Here is a 19283-nt window from a genome sequence, read left to right as displayed (position 1 = left end):
ATGCCCGAACTCCCCGAAGTCGAAGTGACCCGCCAAGGGATCTCCCCCCACCTGCTGGATCAGGAGGTCACGGGATTAACCGTGCGCAACGCATCGCTGCGCTGGCCCGTACCCGAGGTAGCCCAGCAGATAGTGGGACAGACCATCAGAGGCATACGCCGCCGCGCCAAATACCTGCTGCTGGATACCGATGCCGGCACCACCATAGTTCACCTTGGCATGTCCGGCAGCCTGCGAATTCTGCCCAAGTCGACGCCAGTGGAGAAGCATGACCATATCGATCTGGAACTTGCCAGCGGCAAGGTGCTCAGGTTTAACGATCCCAGACGCTTCGGCGCCTGGCTCTGGTGCGAGCTGCCAGAAGCCGCCCACCCCTTGCTGGCCAAACTAGGCCCAGAGCCTCTGCAATCGGGCTTCAATGTCGACTATCTGGCCAAGGCCCTGGAGGGCAAGAAGAAGGCGATCAAGCTGTGCCTGATGGACAACCATGTAGTAGTAGGCGTGGGGAATATCTACGCCAACGAGGCCCTGTTTGCCGCCGGCATACATCCACAGACCGAGGCTGGCCGCATCGATATGGAGCGGCTAACCGTGCTGGTTGCCGAGGTGAAACAGATACTGACTCAGGCGATCAAACAGGGGGGAACCACTCTAAAAGATTTCACCAACGCCGAGGGAAAACCTGGTTATTTCGCCCAGAAGCTACATGTCTATGGCCGTGGCGGCGAGACCTGCACCCAATGCGGCAACCTGCTGAGCGAGATAAAACTCAGCCAAAGGGCCACCGTCTTCTGCGGTCTGTGTCAGCCACGCTAAGCCCAGCCTGGATAACCAGCCTGAGCAAATCCCTGCAGCGAAAAGCAAAAAGGCTGACAAGATGTCAGCCTTTTTAATTACTCGTTTTCAGCTAAAGCCTTAGCTAAACAACTATTCTAAACATTTAGAAGCGATACTCATAGCTGCCGAACAGGGTCGCATTGGTATCCTTGTCTTCCACCTCAAATTCTGACTGAGACACAGTGCCGCCCAGGCTCATCATCCCCTTCCAGATCGGCAGGCGATAGCTAAGCTCTAGCATCAGCAGATCTTCCTTTCGCGGCTGAGGTGCCCAACCATTATTGACGGTTTTACCATCCTTGTTCAGCTGAGCGAAGCGCAGCAGAGAGGTGAAACCATGGCTATTGGCAAACTGACCGATAAGCCCCAACACATACACGTTGGCGTCGCTGTCATAGGTGCTGCCGAGCGAGCGGCCATAGTAGCGCGAGCCACTCTTATAGGTACTGTGCTCGTAGAAGCAGTTAAAGGCATTCTGGTTCTCACCACAGGCCACCATAGTATCTGAGTACTCGAAGAAGAGTTTATACTGCTGCGAGTCGAACTCGAAACGGGTATCGGCACCGAACAGCTTGGCGCAGTCGGCCAGGTCCCACGGCATGGGGCCGCTCGAGTCTTCACAGGTGCGCTCTAAATAGAGGCCTACCGGAATATCGAACCAGGTATCGGCGTAACGAATATCGAAGCCCGCCATCTGGTTGCCTATCTTAGACTGCAAGGCAGGATCACAGCTCGCCTCACCATTCACACAGGTGGTATTACCGGCGATGGCATCGAACAGGGTAGATAGGCCGCACTCCTCGTCCTCACCACAGAACATGGTGGTCCATGAGATCCCCATCTCCAGCTGTCTCAAGGGGCGAATGGTACCGCGAAAGTTCCACAGCAGCGGATTGGCAACGGCACGCTCTTCTTCCAGATAGCTGATGCCAGTGGTCAATGTCCATGGGCCTATCCAGGAGAGCCAGGGCGTCTCGAACGCCGCGGCGTTATTGCGGCTTAGCATCAGGCTAGGCAGCGGACGGGCGTTGTTGGAGCGATGCAGCGCGGTATCGAATCCCGGTCCCCACCATTGATCCACGGCGCCGGCCGTTACCATCCAGTTACCCAGGGCGACCGCAAAATAGGAGTCATCCAGGCGAATTTCTTTCTCATCCATGGGATCATAGTGGGCCGAGGCCGCGACTTTGAAGGCAAATCTGTCACCCAAATACTCGTGGGACGCCTGCACCTCTGCCTTCTCGCGATAGTCAGAACCGAAATGCTGGAAGCGCGCCGGATCGCTGCCACCGGCCGCCTTGATGCGGGTGTTGCCGCGATTCTCAACGGCGTTGCGATAGTAGAAGTTCACCCGGGCAAACGCGGTGGCGAGACCCGGCGACAGCACTGAGGGTTCCACCTTGCTCAGATCGCTCCCAATCCCAGACCACATCAGGGGGTAAGTATTTACCGGCACTGTAATGACACCGGCGTCGGCGAGCGCCTGAATATCGGCTCTGAGATAGATATCAGACACATCGACCCAGGGAGCCGCACTCGCTAAAGAGGCGATCAGCAGGCTTAGCGCCGCGACCCCTCCTACAACATAAGCTTTGATTTTTTCCATCATGACGGGCAAATTAATCCTTTTTTTGCAGCGCTTTGGCTACTTCTTCATGCACAAATTGACTGACATCACCACCGTGTAATGCCACCTCTTTCACCAGGGTCGAAGAGATAAACGAGTTCTCTTCGGCCGGCGTTAAGAATACGCTTTCCAGATCGGCGCTCAGGCGCCTGTTCATGTTGGCAAGCTGAAACTCATATTCGAAATCTGACACCGCCCGCAAGCCACGCACCAGGACGCTGGCATTTTGCTCCTTAGCAAAGTCCACCAGCAGACCACTAAAGCCAACCACCTCGACATTGTCCAGATGCTCGGTCACCCGCTTCACCAGCTTGACCCGCTCCTCCAGACTAAACCTAGGCTGTTTTGAGGGGTTAGCGGCTATGCCGATCACCACCTGCTTAAACAATTTCGCCGCACGCTCGATGAGGTCGGTATGACCGTTAGTGACAGGATCGAATGTTCCGGGATAAATGGCTTTCGTGTGCATGTTTAGCAGACCTAATTCGCGTCGTAATGGCGCCTAGTTTAACGAGTTTCCCTCCGGGATTGAACCACCGGCATCGAATTGTTTATTGGTGAAAAAATCGTTAGAAGCTACAGTTTGTATCATTAGTGTAAAAATGCCATGGGAAGATACCTAGTGAGGCTCACGCCGATGCTATGATAAACAAGATTGACCGTCATTCTCCGCACGCTTGTTTTAAGCATTCTGTCGTAGCGAATAACAATCCCCCATCAGATAAGTTTTCATATGATTAAGAGCGTACTAGTCATTCGAAATGACAAAATTGGCGATTTCGTTAACACCTGGCCCGCACCCTACCAGCTTAAGCAGGCACTCCCCCACGCCAGCATAGAGGTGTTTGTCGATCCGGCTCTAAAAGAGTTCGCAAAGGCCTGCCCATATGTAGACCATGTCATCGTAGACAACGGTGACGACAAGGCGATCACCAAAGCCTTTGTCGCTCGCCATTACGACGCGGCCATCGTATCTCGCTCGCAAATCCGGACCTACCGACTGCTACGTAAGCTCAATATTCCCTACAAACTAGCTCCCAAGCTCAACTGGTATCAATATCTGTATCGACACAGAGCCAGCATAGCTGTGCCTAAGGGGCTAGGCGGCTGGCGCAAGAGCTGCATGATGGTCGAACACTTCCTCGCAGACCACCAGATACCAATACCTAAGCTGCCGACACGCTACTGGGATCTCTCACACGAGAGAAGCATGTGGCAGGACTACTATGGCCAGCAGGGCGAGGAGCGACTGATCTTCGCCCACCCAGGCACTGGCGGCTCGGCCAACAGCATCTCCCCAGAGAACTTTGCGGCCCTACTGGCGCAGGTAGATAGACTGACCAACATAAACTGTAAGTTCGTGCTGACCTACAGTGGCCAGGAGATTGAACTAGCTAAGGAGATCTATGCTCAGCTGAGTGCTATGGGGATTAAGGTGGTGATGGCTAGGCCGCTCACCAACCTTGCCGATTTCGCAAAATCTCTGGTGGCAGCGGATATGTTTATGGCGGGCTCCACCGGCCCCTTACATATCGCCAGGCTGCATAATGTGCCCACAGTCGGCTTCTATGCGGGCAGGCGCTCGGCACCCAAGGTGCGCTGGCAAACCCTGACCCAGAGTGATAAGCGTTTGGCCTTTACCCCACCCATAGGTCGAAAGACAGGTAGAAACATGGCGCTCATCGATTTAGATCTGGCCGCTAAGGAGATCGCCAGCTTTCTTAATACCCAGTATGCGAAGCTGCAGGCTGTCGGCTAAGCTAGCGGCGAAGAGAAAAAGTGTTTGAGCTAACCGAAGGGAATGCCATCAAAGACCCGCATAAGGCAGAAGTCATTCCCCCATGAAAAAAGCCCCAGGTAATCACCCCAGGGCTTCTATTATTCATCAGCCATATGGCTATTTAATTTCCCTGACAACTTCAATCAGCTGAGTCGTCGATATCGCAGGGGTACGCGGCAGATAAACGACCTGACACAGAGGCTTGAGATGGTCAAACTTGCCTTGCCAATCATCCCCCATCACCAGGATATCGGCCTTATGCGCCTTGATATAGTCGGCCTTCAGCTCGAGGGACTCCTCCAGAAATACCTCATCGACACAGGCAAGCGCCTTGACGATGCGCATTCTGTCATGCTCGTTACAGATGGGGTAGCGCTGTTTCTTGGAGAAATTCAGTGCATCCGATGAGACGCCGACCGTCAGGTGTTGCCCTAATTCTCTGGCGCGCTCGATAATGTTGAGATGTCCGATATGAAACATATCGAAGGTCCCGAAAGTAATAATTCTCATGAAGCCTCTTCGGACAAAAGATAATCTACGATGCGCTGACTGCAGTGGCCATCAACCTGACCGGCCAACTCTAAGGTGTACTGCGCCCGCTTGGCGGCAAATGATCCAGGCTCGGCGATCTGCTGATCGACTGCGGCTTTTAGGTCCCTGTATGACGCCGCGTGGGCGGCCACACCGGCATAGCGGTAAAGATCTTCATCCATGCGATTCTTGAAACGGAAGCTTAGGATGCCGCGATAACTCCAGCGCAGGTGATAGAAGTCGCACCAGACCACAGGCTTATCCAGAGCGGCAAACTCAAATAGCGCCGATGAGGCGTCGCTGATCAAGAGATCGGCACTGGCCATGAAAGGCAAAAGGTTTGCCTGCTCCACAGGAGCCAGATAGACATTATCGAAGGCTCCCCAATGCTCCAGCAGTCGCTTCTGCTTCTTATAGCTGGGCTTGCTCAAGGAAAAATAATGCGGCTTTAGCAATATGTTGTATTCGCTAAAGGCGCTTGGCCAATCTTTAGCCATCTTCTCAATGCTGCTGGGATAGAAGGTTGGGGCATAGAGCAAGGTCGGCTTGGCAGGGTCTAAACCTAACGCCGCCAGATCCAGCCCAGTCTCATTGCCCTGAACGATAGGATCCAGTTTGGCATAACCGGTATCGATAAAAGTTTTGTGAGGATAGAGTTGCTGCAGGCGCTTGAGGCGGTATTCCCCCTCGACGAAACGCACATCCATATCCGACTCGGACACAGTGTAATAGCATGCCTTAGGGCCTATGCCATGTTGCATCAAGGCGGTCTTACAGATCCCCTTAAGCTTGGCCGCCGCATCGAAACTATTACCGAAGATCACCCAGCTAGGTTTCTCTTTCAGGTAGTAGGCAAGCGCCTCCTCTTGCGAGTCGACCCAATGCGCCTCCAGGGCATTTTGCGCCACTAGGGCATCGAGCGCCGCCTGTTGATCCTGACTGCGATAGATCACGAAACGCACCAGCTGCCCACGAGCCTGCAACTCCTTCATGACGGGCAAATACTGCGGCAAATAGTATGGATGCAGAACATCAAAACAGATCACAATCAATCTTCTCGCTGGTTATAGAAACCTATGACCCGGCGCGAGGGACAGCAAATTGCCACCAAACACTCGACCCAGCCTCAGTCTATCAATGGGCATACTGGCGCAGATTGTAACACATTCCATTAATACTACAGCCAATTTGTCACCTCTCCAGGCGAAAGCCTGACCAGTAGCGCCGAGTTCTAAGCGATGAGTCACAAACTGATCCGAAACCAGCGCTTTACCTCTCGCAAATAGCCCTTGGCCAAGGTTTTATCTGCCTTCAAAGCCATGTATCCTTAAGCCACTTTCATTTTATCGGCTAGGGCACAATGTCTCTTATTCCCAATGAGCGATTAGCACAGGCAAAACGCCTCCTCTTTATGTCACCGCTGGCACTGGGCGATTTTCTCTATATCAAGACCTTTCTGGCGGCACTCAAGCAGCAACAGCCGCACCTAGAGGTCGACATCTGGCTCGACGACAACCGCAACAACCAAGACAGCTGGCGTCTCTCGCGCAGCAAGATTATGCAGCAGTGGATAGCCGCCGAGCCCGCCTTTAGCCGCAGCTATGGCTGCAGTGACAGCAAGGCGATGCAAGACCAACAGGTCGAAGCGGCTAAGGCACTCGGCTACGACTTAGTGATCACTCACTCTGGCAGCAAGAGCGAGCAATTCTCAGCCCTGGCCAGACGCATCAGCCCCAAGGGTTTTATCGTCACCAGCCTGGCCAAGTCCAAATTTGCTGGCCTGCTCGATCCCTGGTTTTTCCGTCACAGCGATAAGACCTTTAAGATAGACGTAGCGGCCCTCGGCGAGCAGCACCACATTACCGATCGCTACTATCAGCTGCTACACAGCATTACCGGGCTGACGCTGGACAAGTCGGCCTTCATGCCATCGCTGACCATAGCCCCAGAGTATGCCGAGACGGTGCAAACCTGGCTAAATGAGCAGTTTGCCGACCAGCCTCAGGGCAAGCTCTATTTTCTCAATCACCTGTCGACCAACAAGAAGCGCGACTGGCATCAGTCACAGCTGTTTGAGCTGATCGCTCGCCTCACCGAGCAGGCGCCTGATAGCCGTTTCATCGTCAACAGCACGCCGGAAAACTATGACGCCCTGGCTAAGGCGATCGCCAATGAGCCAAGGCTGGTAAACAGCCAGGTCGCCCTCTTTACCGTGCAAGACAACTTCTTCGAACTACCGGCCATGATCGCCGCCGCCGATATGGTGATCACGGTAGAAACCGCCATCATGCATTTCGCCACCGCCAGTCAACGACCGCTTATCGCCATGATGCGACAGAAGAAGCCCTACTGGGCACCGCCAGAAACGGCGAGTTCCAAAGTGCTATACGCCTCGATGGGCAAGGGATATGTCAGCGATATCGGCGTCGATGAGGTGATGGCTACACTCGCCAAAATGCCAGATGTCAGCGCTAAGTTAACTTCATAACAGCCAAGGTTCCATTATGAAAAAAGCTATCTTCACTCTCGCCATTGGCGACAACCCCATGTACCGGGCTGCTATTTCGAGCTTTAAACAATATGCAGAAAAGGTTTCTGCCGATCTCATCATCTCAGATCAGCTTCACTACAAGCTCCATGTGAACAACAAGAAATTTGATGCAAGCCCCGCATGGTCTGAAAAGCTATATATGCAAGAAATCTTAAAAGAATATGATCGCGTACTCTATTTAGACGCCGACATGCTGATTTCTCCCTGGGCGGAAAATATCTTTGAACAATGCCCTGACCTCGACGCCGTTTACATGTTCAATGAGGGCGCGCATATAGACAGATCACAACAGGCAGACCAAATAAATCAAGTGCTTGGCGAAGTAGACTGGCCCCAAGATGATGGCAAGATGATCTATTTTAATTCAGGCATGATATTGGTCTCTAAGCAGACAGGTCTGTTCGATAGCGCCAGCGCAGAAGAGATGCAGAAGATCTGTAACGAGGTGAAATTTTACGATCAAACCTATATCAATTATCTGATTCGTAGAGACAAAATAAGAAGTGTTTGCGTAGATAAACGCTTTAACCGCATGCCGCTATTAGGTAATGAGAATTATCAGGAAGCAAGCTTTATTCATTATGCAGGCAGAGGCTACCGCGGGAAAATCCCCATGAGAGAACTCAAGTATATTGCCGACTACTGCGACATGTATAAAGAGAGTCTGTCAACGTCAGAAATATTAGAATATAAACAACAGGCCTGGCACTGGTACATGCTCAAGCAGCAACGAAAAACCAAGCTCCCTATCCCTCTGCTTAGCTGGATATTTGGTCTGCTACACCCCGCTCAAAAATACTGATAACCCACACAACAATATAGGGGCTGTTGATACCGCCCCTATATTTACGCTCAGCTCATAATTTGCGCACAAACTCGACAAAAAAGCGCAACACTCCCCACAATAAAATTACAGCCACAACGCAAAGAAAACATAAAAACTAATAAATTCGTATAGTTACACGCTATGGGGTATACAGAGTTTAAGTTTGTCACTTAACTCATTTTTATGTCCATTAGCTTAATTATCACCACCTATAACTGGCCAGCAGCCCTAAATGCCGTCCTCGCCAGCGTCGAGAAACAATCCCGCCTCCCCGACGAGGTGATCATCGCCGACGATGGCTCTGGCCAGGCGACTCGCGATCTTATCGACACACTCAAAGCCAATTTTCCCGTTCCCCTGATCCACAGCTGGCATGAGGATAGGGGCTTTCGCCTCTCCGCCAGCCGCAATCGCGCCATCGGGCTTACCAGCTTCGACTACATCATAATGATCGATGGCGATCTCGTTCTGCACCCTGAATTTATCGCCGATCACTTGGCCATCGCCGAACCCGACTGCCTGGTGACGGGAAAGCGAGTCAAGATGGGGCCAGACTTAAGCCGAGAGATATTGGCAGCTAATGTGCGTCCGAGCGTCTTCTCGCCGGGTATAGCGAGGGGAAGAGAGCTGGCACTGCGCAGCCGTTGGCTAAGCGAGAAAACTGGCTGGGGCGCCCCCGATTCGATAGAAGGCATACACGGCTGTAATCTCGGCTTCTGGCGACAAGATGCCCTGGCGATCAACGGCTTTAATCAGGCATTCGAGGGATGGGGACCTGAAGACAAGGAGTTTGCCCTGCGTATGTATCACAACGGCAAGTGGCGCAAGCGGGTGAAGTTCTATGCGGTCGCCTTTCATCTTCATCACGAAGAAAGCTGCCGCCACCAACTGGCATACAATAACCTGTTGTTTAACGCGACCTTGAAGGACAGATCGATTCGCTGCGCCCAAGGCATTAACGAACTCGGCGGCTAAGCTGGAGAAGGCGGCTCGCAGAGGCTGAGATAATCGGCAACAATTCGCTCGATAGCGACCTCATCGAAGATCTCGCACTGATGAAGAGACGGATAATGGCATAGGGCCTTATCTATCTTTCGGCTCAAGGCCTCACTGTCCCGCCGCGGCGCAAGATAATCGGCCAACTCACCCGTCAATATCTCATCGGGTCCATGGGGGCATCGAGTGCTCACCACTGGCGTACCACACATGAGTCCCTCCGCGAGGACATTTCCAAACCCCTCATAATCAGAAGATAAAACCAGCAGCTTAGCGCGCCTAATCCAAGGAAAGGGATTGGCCTGAAAGCCGGGACAGATGATGCGATCGGCCACGCCATGTTTCTTGGCCAGTTTCATCGCCTTCTTAGGGTTATTGCAGAGCAACACCAAAGGCAGAGGTTTTTGCATCTTGGCAAGCGCCTGAAACAGTATGTCGTGGCGTTTCTGGCGCGCGACCCGGCCAACATGGATAAGGTAATCCCCCTCGGGGATATCCGGATTCACCTCTTCCGCTTTTGCCCTTATCGCATCCACATCGAAAGGGTTGTAGATGGTGCGCATGCTACGGGGCGCAATTCGCCCGGTCTGACGAATCTCCCTCACTATCCCTTTGGAAACGGTGATCAACGCCTGACCATCGAGTGCCTTCTTGGCCCTAAGCATAGTGAGATAGGCCAGCGGCCCGAGCTTACGCTCGCGCTTCAACTCCTCTTCGATTGAGTTATGCACCACGATATAGAGGGGCGCGACGCCGGCTCGAGTCAGCAGGAGGTTGCTCTTGTCCAGATTAGAGAGGATCAGATCGAAGCGACCATGGGCCTGCTCTATCCCCTCTATCCACTGCCTCACCCTAGCAGCCGAGCGCCCCAATCGCCACCAGGCGATAATGTGCCTGTCCCGTTCATCGAAACAGACATGCAGAGGTATGCCCTCCGGTACCACATAGTCGTAATTCGGGCTGATGACCAAGAGATGCGGTTCGTGACCCAGGCGTTTCATCTCGGTCGCCAGGGTCAGGACAATCTTCTCTGCACCGCCCCCCGCCAGACTATCGATGACGAGGGCTATACGTTTACCGCTCACAGCTCAGCCCCAGGAGTCTAGCGATCTCCGCCATGCAGATATCCAGCCCCTTAGCCTCGGCCTCACTGCCCATATTGGCCCTTAACTGTCCGGCAGTCTGGGGCTCGAGCAGCCGCTGCACCTGAGCACACATGGCATCCAGCTCGATATCACAGCTGAGGGCAAGGCCTCGCTTCACGCAGCTGTCGATCCGCTTGGGTTGATCCTTAGAGACGGCCACCGCCAGCGTCGGCACCTTGAGGGCAATCGCCTGCAGCAGTGTGTCGCCGCCACTAAGCACCGCACCCGCGGCGCCATCGAGCAAATTGATAAACTCCAGGCTAGAGAGTCGCTCTATGGCCACGACGCCCTCTAGCCGAGGCAGAGCCTTGGGATAGTTGGGGCCAAACACCATGACACAGGGGATCCCTGTCTCTCGATAACAGGCCTGTGCCACCTGGGCGAAACGCTCGGCCGCCAGGGTCGAGCCGATATAATGCCCACCGGAGCCGGCGCTATAGAGAAGATAACCTTTAGGCTTTAAACCATACTGCTCCCACAAGGCATGCTGCAGGACGACATCGGGACGCGCGAAGATCGAACCGGTAAAGATGGGCTCGGGACATTTAATCAGGTTTAACTTGAAGCGCTCGAAACGACTGATATCACCAATCACAAACTCGGGTTGCACCACCCAATGGCTGTCGGTCACTAAGGCTCTTTCGAGCTTCATGCCACGGGCCCGCTTGCGTTTATGCTGGCTAACGAAGACCACCTTGGCTCCGCTGCGACTGGCGTGTTTAAGCTGGGCCTTACGGCCTGCGGCATCGAAGATCACTAAGTCAGGCTTGAGCTGCGATACCAGCTGGTTCACCTCTTTCACCCGCTTGGTGGGCGTGTCATTAACCAGGTGTGTCGGATAGGGGCAATGCTTGGCATAGGGTGCACGACTATTGAGCACAAATTCAACCTGTGCCCCGGGCCAACGTTGCATGATCTCATCGGCCACTATGGTGGAACGCATATATTCACCTATCCCCTCTTCACAGGAGACAGGTACAAACAGAAACTTTGGCGCCACTGACATCGACGATATCCCTAAAAATAAATGGGAAAACCCCATCTTCCTTCATTGCATGGCTCTACTGATGGGTGCCAGATGAGCCAATCAAACCTAAAGTCTACCATTATTCGCCAACTCGTGGCTAATGGCTGCCGTGTTGAGAGGGCTCTGTCGCTTGAGCACCTTGGCTTGCCTTAGCCAAACGATCAAATTGGGCAATCACGGGTGCCACCTGGATCATCTCCATCAGATGCGCCCCCTTGGCACGTTTGCCCCAAGGCACCTCGCCCGAATGTTGCTGGGTAATTGCCTCATCATAGACACTGACCACACTCTCTAAACAGGTGTAGGGCCCGGTACGCCCAGGATTGGAGTGGGCGTAGAGGCCTATCACGGGCGTCCCCTGACTCACCGCCATATGAGCCGGCCCAGTGTCTGGCGCCAGGACTATGCTCGCCTGTTTCAGCAGCGCCAAGAGTTGTGTCAATGAGGTCTTACCCACCTGATTTTCGATACGGCCATCGCCATGTGTAACAATGGCTTCGGCAAGCTCACGCTCCATAGAGACCGGGCCGCCGCAGAGCAGCACACGATAGCCTTTCTCCAACGCATGGTCGGCCACCTTGGCATAACGCTCGGGCAGCCAGTTGCGCTCGGCCTTACTGGCAGCGGCGCAGATAATCAATGTTTTGTCTCCATCGGGGATAAGCTCGCGCGCAAATTCAGTATCGGTGACGGGCACAGGAATATTCCACTTAGGCGCAAGATCCGTGACACCCACGGCCTTGGCAAAGCCCATGAAGCCCTCGAGCACATGGGGAGTCGCCAGCGGCTCGACCCTATGATTGGTCACCAGCCACTGCCCCTCCTTGGCCCTGGCACGATCGAACCCCAAGCGCACCTTGGCCGAGATGGCCAAGGATGCGATGGTTGCCCTCAGCGCCACCTGCATGTGTAGCAGCACATCGAATCTACGTCCCTTAAGCGCCTTGCGGAGGTTAAAGTAACTGCGCCAGCCCTGAGACTTATCGAAGATCACAAACTCGATACCCGGCAGATGCTTAAGCAACTGATATTCCACCTTACCGATCACCCAGGTGATCTTAAGATCGGGATACTGGCGCTGAATCGCCTGCACCATGGCCACCGCATGACACACGTCGCCGATGGCGGATAAACGTAAGAGACACAAAGAGTGGGCAGTCTGCAAATTCAAGCTCATATTCGGGCCGCTGAGAAATAGTAAGGGAGTAAGGATCCGCAACGAGTTTAATGTAGAATGTCCCTAGGTTCCATGATTAGGCCGTCATAGGGACCAACTTTCTTTAAAACCTGTGGCCCTGTTGACCGGCCGGATGACACTATGAAGATCCACGATACCAACATTCCAGACGTTAAGCTGCTCGAACCTCGGGTGTTCGGCGATGAGAGCGGCTGTTTTTTCGAAACCTTTCGCGAGCGGTGGTTTAAGGAGCATCTGGTGGATCTCGATTTCGTGCAGGAAAATCAGAGCCATTCACTGCAGGGCACGATACCCGTTACGCCATCGATGCCAGTAAGCTCAGCAATAAATTGGGCTGGCAGCCAAGTGAAAGCTTCGTCAAAGGCCTCGAGAAGACGCTGGACTGGTATCTAATGCATCTGGAGTGGTGTCATCGGGTGGTGAGGCAGTCTTAATGGGCCAGGCACGATGAGAAAGATATTGGTGATCGGTCGCCAGGGGCAGGTTGCCCAGGCGCTCAAGGCGACTCAGCCTAACGACTACTGGGTGGACTACCAGGGCCTAATAGATCAAGCGACTAAGGTTAGCCCCACCAGCACCCAAGACTATGGCGCACCAGCACCTCGCCCTCCCTACAGCGCGTTGGATTGCAGCCAATCACAAACCATTCTGCCCGCCAAGCCTTGGCAGGTGAATCTTAGCCAGGTACTGCAACAACTGGTGAAAGAGGGCTGACAGGGCGCCAATATCGGGTACAATTCCCCATAGCGACCACCCAAGCCCGTTGAGCCAGTAAATCTATGCAAATAAAACCTACCGATGCCGGTTGTATCGTCTTTAACCAGCCTTCGCTCAAGGCGATCACCCCTGATTGGTTTACCTTCGATTACTGGCAAGAGTTAGGCGCCATCACGGGCTCATCGACGGGGCGTTACACCACCTGGTTTGTCAACCCTCATCCACTGAGCCTGGCGCCGGAAGATGAATGGGTACTCAGACACTATTATCGTGGTGGCATGATGGAGAAATTCAGCCGCGACGCCTATCTCTATACTGGGCTAAAGCGCTGCCGGGCAATCGCGGAATTCACCCTGCTGGAGCAGCTGTTTGAGGAAGGGTTTGCCGTACCTGAGCCGGTGGCGGCGCAGATCCAGCGTAGCGGCCCCTATTACCGTGGCGACATCATCATCAAGCGGATACCGGACGCGCGGGATCTGGTGGCTAGGCTAAAGCGGTCACCTATGTCCGCGGAGCTTTGGCAGGCACTCGGTGCCTGTATCGCCAAGTTTCATCACCGCGGCGTCTACCACGCGGATCTCAATGCCAAGAACATACTGCTCGCCGATGACAGCTTTACCCTGATCGACTTCGATCGCGGCGCCCTCAAGAAACCTGACAGCAAGTGGCAACAGGCCAACCTCGACCGCCTGCTGCGCTCCTTCAACAAGGAGAAGGGCAAGGCACCCGAACTACACTTTACCCAGGAAAACTGGCAGCAGCTGCTAGCGGGTTACGCCCAGACCTAGCTAGGCCGACCGATTAGCGACTAAGCCTTAATCAACTCACTAGCTAGGGCGAACTGCGCCGTCAGTGCCCCCTTGTTGGCCTCGACCACCTCGAGCCCGGCCTCTCTGGCACCCAGATAGGCCGCCTTATCATCAAACTTATGCACCAAGGCCTGAGCCAGCTCATCGCCATTCTGCACCAGCGTCAATGAGCCCGCCTCCTTGAGCAGCCCTGTGATCTCGGCAAAATCCCAATGGTGAGGCCCCACATAGACGGGCAGGCCTATGGCCGCCGGCTCCAGCGGATTATGGCCACCATTCTCGATCAGGGTACCACCGACGAAGGCCTGATCCGCCGCGCCATAGAAGCTCAACAACTCGCCCATGGTATCTCCGAGCAGCACCTGAGTCTGCTCATCTACCACCTCTTGACGACTACGTCGCGCCAGCACCAGCCCCGCCGCCTTGACCCGGCTTGCCGCCGCATCAAACTGCTCCGGATGCCGGGGCACCAAGACCATTAGAGCGTGAGGAAACCGCATCAGCAGACTCTTGTGCGCGGCGAGCATGATGTCGAACTCGCCCGGGTGCACACTGCCAGCTACCCAGACGGGGGTCTCCATACGCTGCCACTGCTGACGTAGCCCCTTGGCCTGCTCGAGCAAGTCTGGCGCTATGGTGAGGTCGAACTTAAGACTGCCTGTGACCTTTACCCGCTCGGCATCGACCCCCAAGTCGATGAATCGCTGCGCCGCCTGGGGCGACTGGGCGGCGATCAGGTTCAGAGAACGGAGCATGGGTTGCGACAGCTTGGGCCTACCCCGATACTGATTCGCCGACTTCTCCGACAGGCGAGCATTAGCCAACATCAGCTTGATCCCCCGGCGCTTGGCCTGATGGATAAGATTAGGCCACAGCTCAGTCTCCATGATGATAATTTGTTTGGGTTGCAACTGGCCCAGAAAGCGCGCCACACACAGAGGCAGATCGAAGGGCAGGTAACAGTGCTGCACCGACTCGCCGAAGGCCTTGAGCACCTCGGCCGAACCAGTCGGGCTGGTCGTGGTGATAGTGAGGTTAAGATCTGGGTAGGCGACCTGTATCTGCTTAATGAGCGGAATCGCCGCCAGGGTTTCCCCCATAGAGACCGAATGAATCAGTAGATCTGCCTTCGAAAGCTTGGCCAAACCGAAACGTTCGCCCCAGCGACCACGGTAATCCGGGCTCTTAACTGCCCGAATCACCAAATAAAGAATTAGCAGGGGGCTTAACAGATACAGCAAGATTGAATAGAGAGTACGATTCATAGGGCTCGGCACTTAGACAGGGGCAATTTACTCATAGGGCTTAATAGTAACATATGCCTGACGCCGACGGGCGGCAAACGCCAGTGACCCGATACAATGTCAGCCAACTTGATAAAAGGAGTGAAAAACAGGATGTTAATCTTAACTGGTCTGAGTAGCCATAGATTGACTTTTACCCGCTGGCTGATAAGTTGCAACTGGAGCCTTTACTCGAATGTAGCCAATTATCCAGTCCACCTATTCACTTGAGTGCGCTGGTAGATAACCGACCTGACTTAGGATCAAGATGAAAACCCGCGATAAAATCGTCCATGCCGCCCTGGCCCTGTTTAACGAACATGGTGAGCGCAGCATCACCACCAACCATATTGCCGCGCATCTGGGGATCAGCCCGGGTAACCTCTACTACCATTTCCGCAATAAAGAAGACATTATTCGCTCCATCTTCAGCCTCTATGAGCAGCACCTGGAGACAGGCTTTCAGCCCTATGAAGGCAAGAAGGTAGATGTCGACCTCTTGATCGGCTACTTCGATGCCCTCTTCTACACCCTGTGGCAGTTCCGTTTCATGTACGCCAACCTGGTGATCATCCTCAGCCGCGACGAAGAGCTCAACAAACGATATACGGTCACCCATGAACAGGTACTCAAGAAGGCCACCAGCATTCTTAGCCAGTTGAAACAAGATGGCGTAGTGGTGTTGGAAGATGCCGAGATCACCCCGTTGGCCGACACCATCCGTATGGTGGCCTGTTTCTGGATCAGCAACCAGCTCACCCACTCGGAAGCCACCCAGATCACTAAGACCTCGCTCTACGAGGGCCTGCTAAGGGTATTGATGATCTTCAAGGCCTACGCCAGCGAGTCCGCCAGACCCACCTTCATCAGACTGGAGCAACACTACCAGGCCCTAGCTAAGGCGGAACAAGAGGAAGACTAGGCGAGCATTGGCTGCGCGCCAGCCTCTACAGCCATCGGATACCGCCAGTTGTGACATTTCGCATTATTTTTTGTTATGCGAAAGTTGCACATGCACTAACTTAGTTAATAGCGCAAAAAAAAAATGTGGCGCCGGCCGGGTTTAAGGTTAGAATTCGGCCAGCCTAGCGCGATCCATATCCCAGGCGCCCCCTTTTCCGACAGGCTTGTCGGCAACAATAGATGGTCGAAACTGAACTAGACTTAATCATTCATCGACGGGGCGATACCTGGCTATGACAAGCCTGACTTATGCGTTAAACATGGTTCCTAACTTATCGCCTTTCCTCGAGTTTATCTGCCAAGCGTGCAGACTCGAGCAAAGCATACAAAAATAAAACGAGACAGAAAGAAGGAGACTACAGGTGGCAACGACCTCATTCTACGATCAAATCAATCAGCAGCTGGCTGAAGTGAAAGCGGAAGGCTTATACAAGAGCGAGCGCGTTATTGCCTCTCCTCAGAAGACAGAAATCCAAGTCAACGGCCACGAAGTGATGAACTTCTGCGCCAACAACTACCTCGGCCTAGCCAATCATCCCGAACTGATCGCCGCCGCCCAGCAAGGCCTGAGCGATCACGGCTTCGGCATGGCGTCTGTGCGCTTCATCTGTGGTACCCAAGATATTCATAAGCAACTCGAAGCCAGCCTAAGCGAATTCCTCGGCATGGAAGATACTATCCTTTACTCTTCTTGCTTCGATGCGAACGCCGGCCTGTTCGAGACCCTGCTCGGCGCCGAAGACGCCATCGTCTCAGATGCCCTGAACCACGCCTCTATCATCGACGGTGTGCGTCTGTGTAAGGCCAAGCGTTTCCGCTATGCCAACAACGACATGGCCGATCTGGAAGCACAGCTGCAAGCGGCAAAGGCGGCCGGTGCGCGCCACATTCTGATCGCCACCGACGGCGTATTCTCGATGGACGGCGTCATCGCCAACCTTAAAGGTGTCTGCGATCTGGCTGATAAATATGGCGCCCTGGTCATGGTGGACGACTCTCACGCCGTAGGTTTCATCGGTCAAAACGGCCGCGGTACCCACGAGTATTGCGACGTGATGGACAGAGTCGACATCATCACGGGCACCCTGGGCAAGGCCCTGGGCGGCGCATCGGGTGGATTTACCTCTGCCAAGAAAGAGGTCGTCGACTGGCTACGTCAACGCTCGCGTCCTTACCTCTTCTCTAACTCGCTGGCACCTTCAATCGTCACCGCCTCGATTCATGTGCTGGAGATGCTCAAGTCTGGCCAGGCGCTGCGCGAAGCCGTATGGCAAAACAGCCGTTACTTCCGCGAGAAGATGACAGAAGCAGGCTTTACCCTGGGCGGCGCCGACCACGCCATCATCCCTGTGATGATTGGCGATGCCAAGCTGGCCAGCGACTTTGCTAACCGTCTGCTGGAAGAGAACATCTATGTGATCGGCTTCTCCTTCCCTGTGGTACCTAAGGGCCAAGCCCGTATTCGTACCCAGATGTCTGCCGCTCACACCCGCGAGCAGCTAGATCGCGCCATCGATGCCTTCACCCGCATCGCTAAAGAGATGGGAATTATCTAGGAGTCTATCGATGAAAGCCCTAAGCAAACTCAAGCCTGAAGAAGGCATCTGGATGGTTGATGCGCCAAAACCTGAAGTTGGCCACAACGATCTGCTGATCAAAATTCGTAAGACCGCCATCTGTGGCACAGACGTACATATCTACAACTGGGACGAATGGTCGCAAAACACGATCCCCTTCCCTATGGTGGTCGGCCACGAATACGTGGGCGAAGTGGTCGAGATTGGCCAGGAAGTCCGTGGCTTCCAGATTGGCGATCGCGTATCGGGCGAAGGGCACATCACCTGTGGTCACTGCCGTAACTGCCGCGCGGGCCGTACTCACCTGTGCCGCAACACCTCGGGTGTAGGCGTTAACCGCGAAGGCGCATTTGCCGAGTATCTGGTGATCCCAGCATTCAACGCCTTTAAGATCCCCGACGATATCTCTGACGATCTGGCCTCAATCTTCGATCCTTTCGGCAACGCGGTACACACGGCGCTGTCGTTCGATCTCGTGGGCGAAGATGTACTGATCACGGGCGCAGGCCCTATCGGCATCATGGCAGCAGCCGTCTGTCGTCATGTTGGCGCACGCCATGTGGTGATCACAGATGTGAACGAATACCGCCTCGAACTGGCCAAGAAGATGGGCGCCACCCGCGCCGTCAACGTGGCCAAGGAGAAGCTGGAAGATGTGATGCAGGAACTGGGCATGACCGAAGGCTTCGATGTGGGTCTGGAGATGTCCGGCGTACCGGCCGCCTTCCACTCTATGCTGGATACCATGAACCACGGCGGCAAGATCGCCATGCTGGGTATTCCCGGCGGTGACATGGCTATCGACTGGAGCAAGGTGATCTTCAAGGGCCTCATCATCAAAGGGATCTACGGCCGTGAGATGTTTGAGACCTGGTACAAGATGGCCAGCCTGATCCAATCTGGCCTGGATATCTCCCCTATCATCACACATCACTACAAAGTCGATGATTTCCAAGCAGGTTTTGACGCTATGCGCTCGGGCCAGTCGGGCAAGGTGATCCTCAGCTGGGACTAATCCCCCGAACCACCCGAAACCGGGGCTGTACTCTCACGGCCCCATGTTGCACACTTATCCTATCCCTCTTTTGCTTTACAGGTTGACTATGTCTGCTTTTCAACACCTGAGTGTCAATCAACTCATCCATATGCTGGAAGACAATGCCGAATTACAGGTGGTCGATATCCGCGACGGCGCCAGCTTCGAGGCGGGGCAGATCCCCGGCTCCACCAACCTCAACAACGAAAACCTGGCACGCTATATCGCCGAGGCCGATATGGATAGCCCACTAGTCGTGGTCTGCTACCACGGCATCAGCAGCCAGAACGCCGCACAATACCTGCATGAGCAGGGTTTCGATGATGTCTATAGCCTGGACGGCGGCTTTCAGGCCTGGCGCGAAGCCCATTAATCACCCG

19 protein-coding genes and 2 pseudogenes are annotated in these 19283 nt (G+C 54.2%); 13 read left to right on the top strand and 8 right to left on the bottom strand.

The genetic code is table 11. From position 1 onward, the window contains the following. Positions 1-816 (top strand): bifunctional DNA-formamidopyrimidine glycosylase/DNA-(apurinic or apyrimidinic site) lyase, encoded by an 816-nt coding sequence (gene mutM, locus L2731_RS14820; protein WP_249253957.1) that lies wholly within the window; start codon positions 1-3, stop codon positions 814-816. Between the two features lie 124 nt (positions 817-940). On the opposite strand, the gene L2731_RS14815 is transcribed toward mutM, so the two are convergent. Together L2731_RS14815 and coaD are read right to left on the bottom strand one after the other, a co-directional pair. Then, positions 941-2446, bottom strand: coding sequence for a capsule assembly Wzi family protein (locus L2731_RS14815; protein WP_249253955.1), 1506 nt, complete (start codon positions 2444-2446; stop codon positions 941-943). Positions 2447-2456: 10 nt separating this feature from the next. Then, on the bottom strand, positions 2457-2933 hold the full coding sequence (coaD, locus tag L2731_RS14810) for a pantetheine-phosphate adenylyltransferase (protein WP_011867486.1): 477 nt from the start codon (positions 2931-2933) through the stop codon (positions 2457-2459). A 264-nt stretch (positions 2934-3197) separates the two neighbouring features. Here coaD and L2731_RS14805 point away from each other — a divergent pair, with 264 nt between their 5' ends. Then, positions 3198-4223 carry a glycosyltransferase family 9 protein gene (locus L2731_RS14805; protein WP_249253953.1) on the top strand — a complete coding sequence of 342 codons (1026 nt, stop codon included), beginning with the start codon at positions 3198-3200 and terminating at the stop codon, positions 4221-4223. A 138-nt stretch (positions 4224-4361) separates the two neighbouring features. On the opposite strand, the gene L2731_RS14800 is transcribed toward L2731_RS14805, so the two are convergent. Together L2731_RS14800 and L2731_RS14795 are read right to left on the bottom strand one after the other, a co-directional pair. After that, positions 4362-4754, bottom strand: a complete 393-nt coding sequence (locus tag L2731_RS14800) for an FAD synthase family protein (protein WP_239853731.1) — start codon at positions 4752-4754, stop codon at positions 4362-4364. Next, positions 4751-5821, bottom strand: a complete 1071-nt coding sequence (locus L2731_RS14795; protein ID WP_249253950.1) for a CDP-glycerol glycerophosphotransferase family protein — start codon at positions 5819-5821, stop codon at positions 4751-4753. Before L2731_RS14795 ends, L2731_RS14800 begins: the two co-directional genes overlap by 4 nt. Before the next feature lie 314 nt (positions 5822-6135). Here L2731_RS14795 and L2731_RS14790 point away from each other — a divergent pair, with 314 nt between their 5' ends. The 3 genes from L2731_RS14790 (at position 6136) to L2731_RS14780 (ending at position 9127) form a co-directional block, all read left to right on the top strand. Beyond that, positions 6136-7263: a glycosyltransferase family 9 protein gene (locus L2731_RS14790; RefSeq protein ID WP_249253948.1), complete on the top strand. Its 1128-nt coding sequence runs from the start codon at positions 6136-6138 to the stop codon at positions 7261-7263. A 16-nt stretch (positions 7264-7279) separates the two neighbouring features. Then, the gene (locus L2731_RS14785) at positions 7280-8128 is read left to right on the top strand and encodes a glycosyltransferase (RefSeq protein ID WP_249253946.1); all 849 of its coding nucleotides are present in this window, start codon (positions 7280-7282) and stop codon (positions 8126-8128) included. Positions 8129-8335: 207 nt separating this feature from the next. Next, the gene (locus L2731_RS14780) at positions 8336-9127 is read left to right on the top strand and encodes a glycosyltransferase family 2 protein (protein ID WP_249253944.1); all 792 of its coding nucleotides are present in this window, start codon (positions 8336-8338) and stop codon (positions 9125-9127) included. Here the strand turns inward: L2731_RS14780 and L2731_RS14775 are convergent. The 3 genes from L2731_RS14775 to L2731_RS14765 all read right to left on the bottom strand — a co-directional run bounded on the left by L2731_RS14775 (position 9124) and on the right by L2731_RS14765 (position 12497). Then, positions 9124-10233 (bottom strand): glycosyltransferase, encoded by a 1110-nt coding sequence (locus L2731_RS14775; protein ID WP_249253942.1) that lies wholly within the window; start codon positions 10231-10233, stop codon positions 9124-9126. The genes L2731_RS14780 and L2731_RS14775 overlap by 4 nt on opposite strands. After that, on the bottom strand, positions 10223-11299 hold the full coding sequence (locus L2731_RS14770; protein WP_249253940.1) for a glycosyltransferase family 9 protein: 1077 nt from the start codon (positions 11297-11299) through the stop codon (positions 10223-10225). Before L2731_RS14770 ends, L2731_RS14775 begins: the two co-directional genes overlap by 11 nt. 118 nt (positions 11300-11417) lie before the next feature. Further along, positions 11418-12497: a glycosyltransferase family 9 protein gene (locus tag L2731_RS14765; protein WP_249253937.1), complete on the bottom strand. Its 1080-nt coding sequence runs from the start codon at positions 12495-12497 to the stop codon at positions 11418-11420. Between the two features lie 141 nt (positions 12498-12638). Between L2731_RS14765 and L2731_RS14760 the strand changes: the two are divergent. The 4 genes and pseudogenes from L2731_RS14760 to L2731_RS14745 all read left to right on the top strand — a co-directional run. Then, positions 12639-12749: pseudogene (locus L2731_RS14760) on the top strand (dTDP-4-dehydrorhamnose 3,5-epimerase family protein); the annotation flags it as partial. A gap of 50 nt (positions 12750-12799) precedes the next feature. Continuing rightward, a pseudogene (locus tag L2731_RS14755) lies at positions 12800-12952 on the top strand (dTDP-glucose 4,6-dehydratase); the annotation flags it as partial. 13 nt (positions 12953-12965) lie between these two features. After that, complete coding sequence (locus tag L2731_RS14750) at positions 12966-13232, top strand: sugar nucleotide-binding protein (RefSeq protein ID WP_249253934.1); 267 nt, start codon at positions 12966-12968, stop codon at positions 13230-13232. Between the two features lie 65 nt (positions 13233-13297). After that, entirely contained in the window at positions 13298-14023 is a 726-nt protein-coding gene (locus L2731_RS14745; RefSeq protein ID WP_249253932.1) for a 3-deoxy-D-manno-octulosonic acid kinase, read from the top strand. A gap of 20 nt (positions 14024-14043) precedes the next feature. On the opposite strand, the gene waaA is transcribed toward L2731_RS14745, so the two are convergent. Beyond that, positions 14044-15309, bottom strand: a complete 1266-nt coding sequence (gene waaA / locus L2731_RS14740) for a lipid IV(A) 3-deoxy-D-manno-octulosonic acid transferase (protein WP_249253930.1) — start codon at positions 15307-15309, stop codon at positions 14044-14046. A gap of 286 nt (positions 15310-15595) precedes the next feature. Here waaA and L2731_RS14735 point away from each other — a divergent pair, with 286 nt between their 5' ends. From L2731_RS14735 to glpE, 4 genes are all read left to right on the top strand, one after another. Then, positions 15596-16249, top strand: coding sequence for a TetR/AcrR family transcriptional regulator (locus L2731_RS14735; protein ID WP_239853750.1), 654 nt, complete (start codon positions 15596-15598; stop codon positions 16247-16249). Between the two features lie 403 nt (positions 16250-16652). Continuing rightward, the gene (locus L2731_RS14730) at positions 16653-17846 is read left to right on the top strand and encodes a glycine C-acetyltransferase (RefSeq protein ID WP_239853752.1); all 1194 of its coding nucleotides are present in this window, start codon (positions 16653-16655) and stop codon (positions 17844-17846) included. 10 nt (positions 17847-17856) lie between these two features. After that, positions 17857-18882 (top strand): L-threonine 3-dehydrogenase, encoded by a 1026-nt coding sequence (gene tdh / locus L2731_RS14725; RefSeq protein ID WP_249253928.1) that lies wholly within the window; start codon positions 17857-17859, stop codon positions 18880-18882. An 88-nt stretch (positions 18883-18970) separates the two neighbouring features. Next, positions 18971-19276: a thiosulfate sulfurtransferase GlpE gene (gene glpE, locus L2731_RS14720; RefSeq protein WP_239853757.1), complete on the top strand. Its 306-nt coding sequence runs from the start codon at positions 18971-18973 to the stop codon at positions 19274-19276. The last annotated feature ends 7 nt before the right edge of the window (positions 19277-19283 follow it).

The organism is Shewanella aquimarina (assembly GCF_023349185.1).
GTDB classification, from domain to species: domain Bacteria; phylum Pseudomonadota; class Gammaproteobacteria; order Enterobacterales; family Shewanellaceae; genus Shewanella; species Shewanella aquimarina.
Note: the sequence above shows the minus strand (reverse complement) of the source record. Positions and strands in the feature narration are given on the sequence as shown.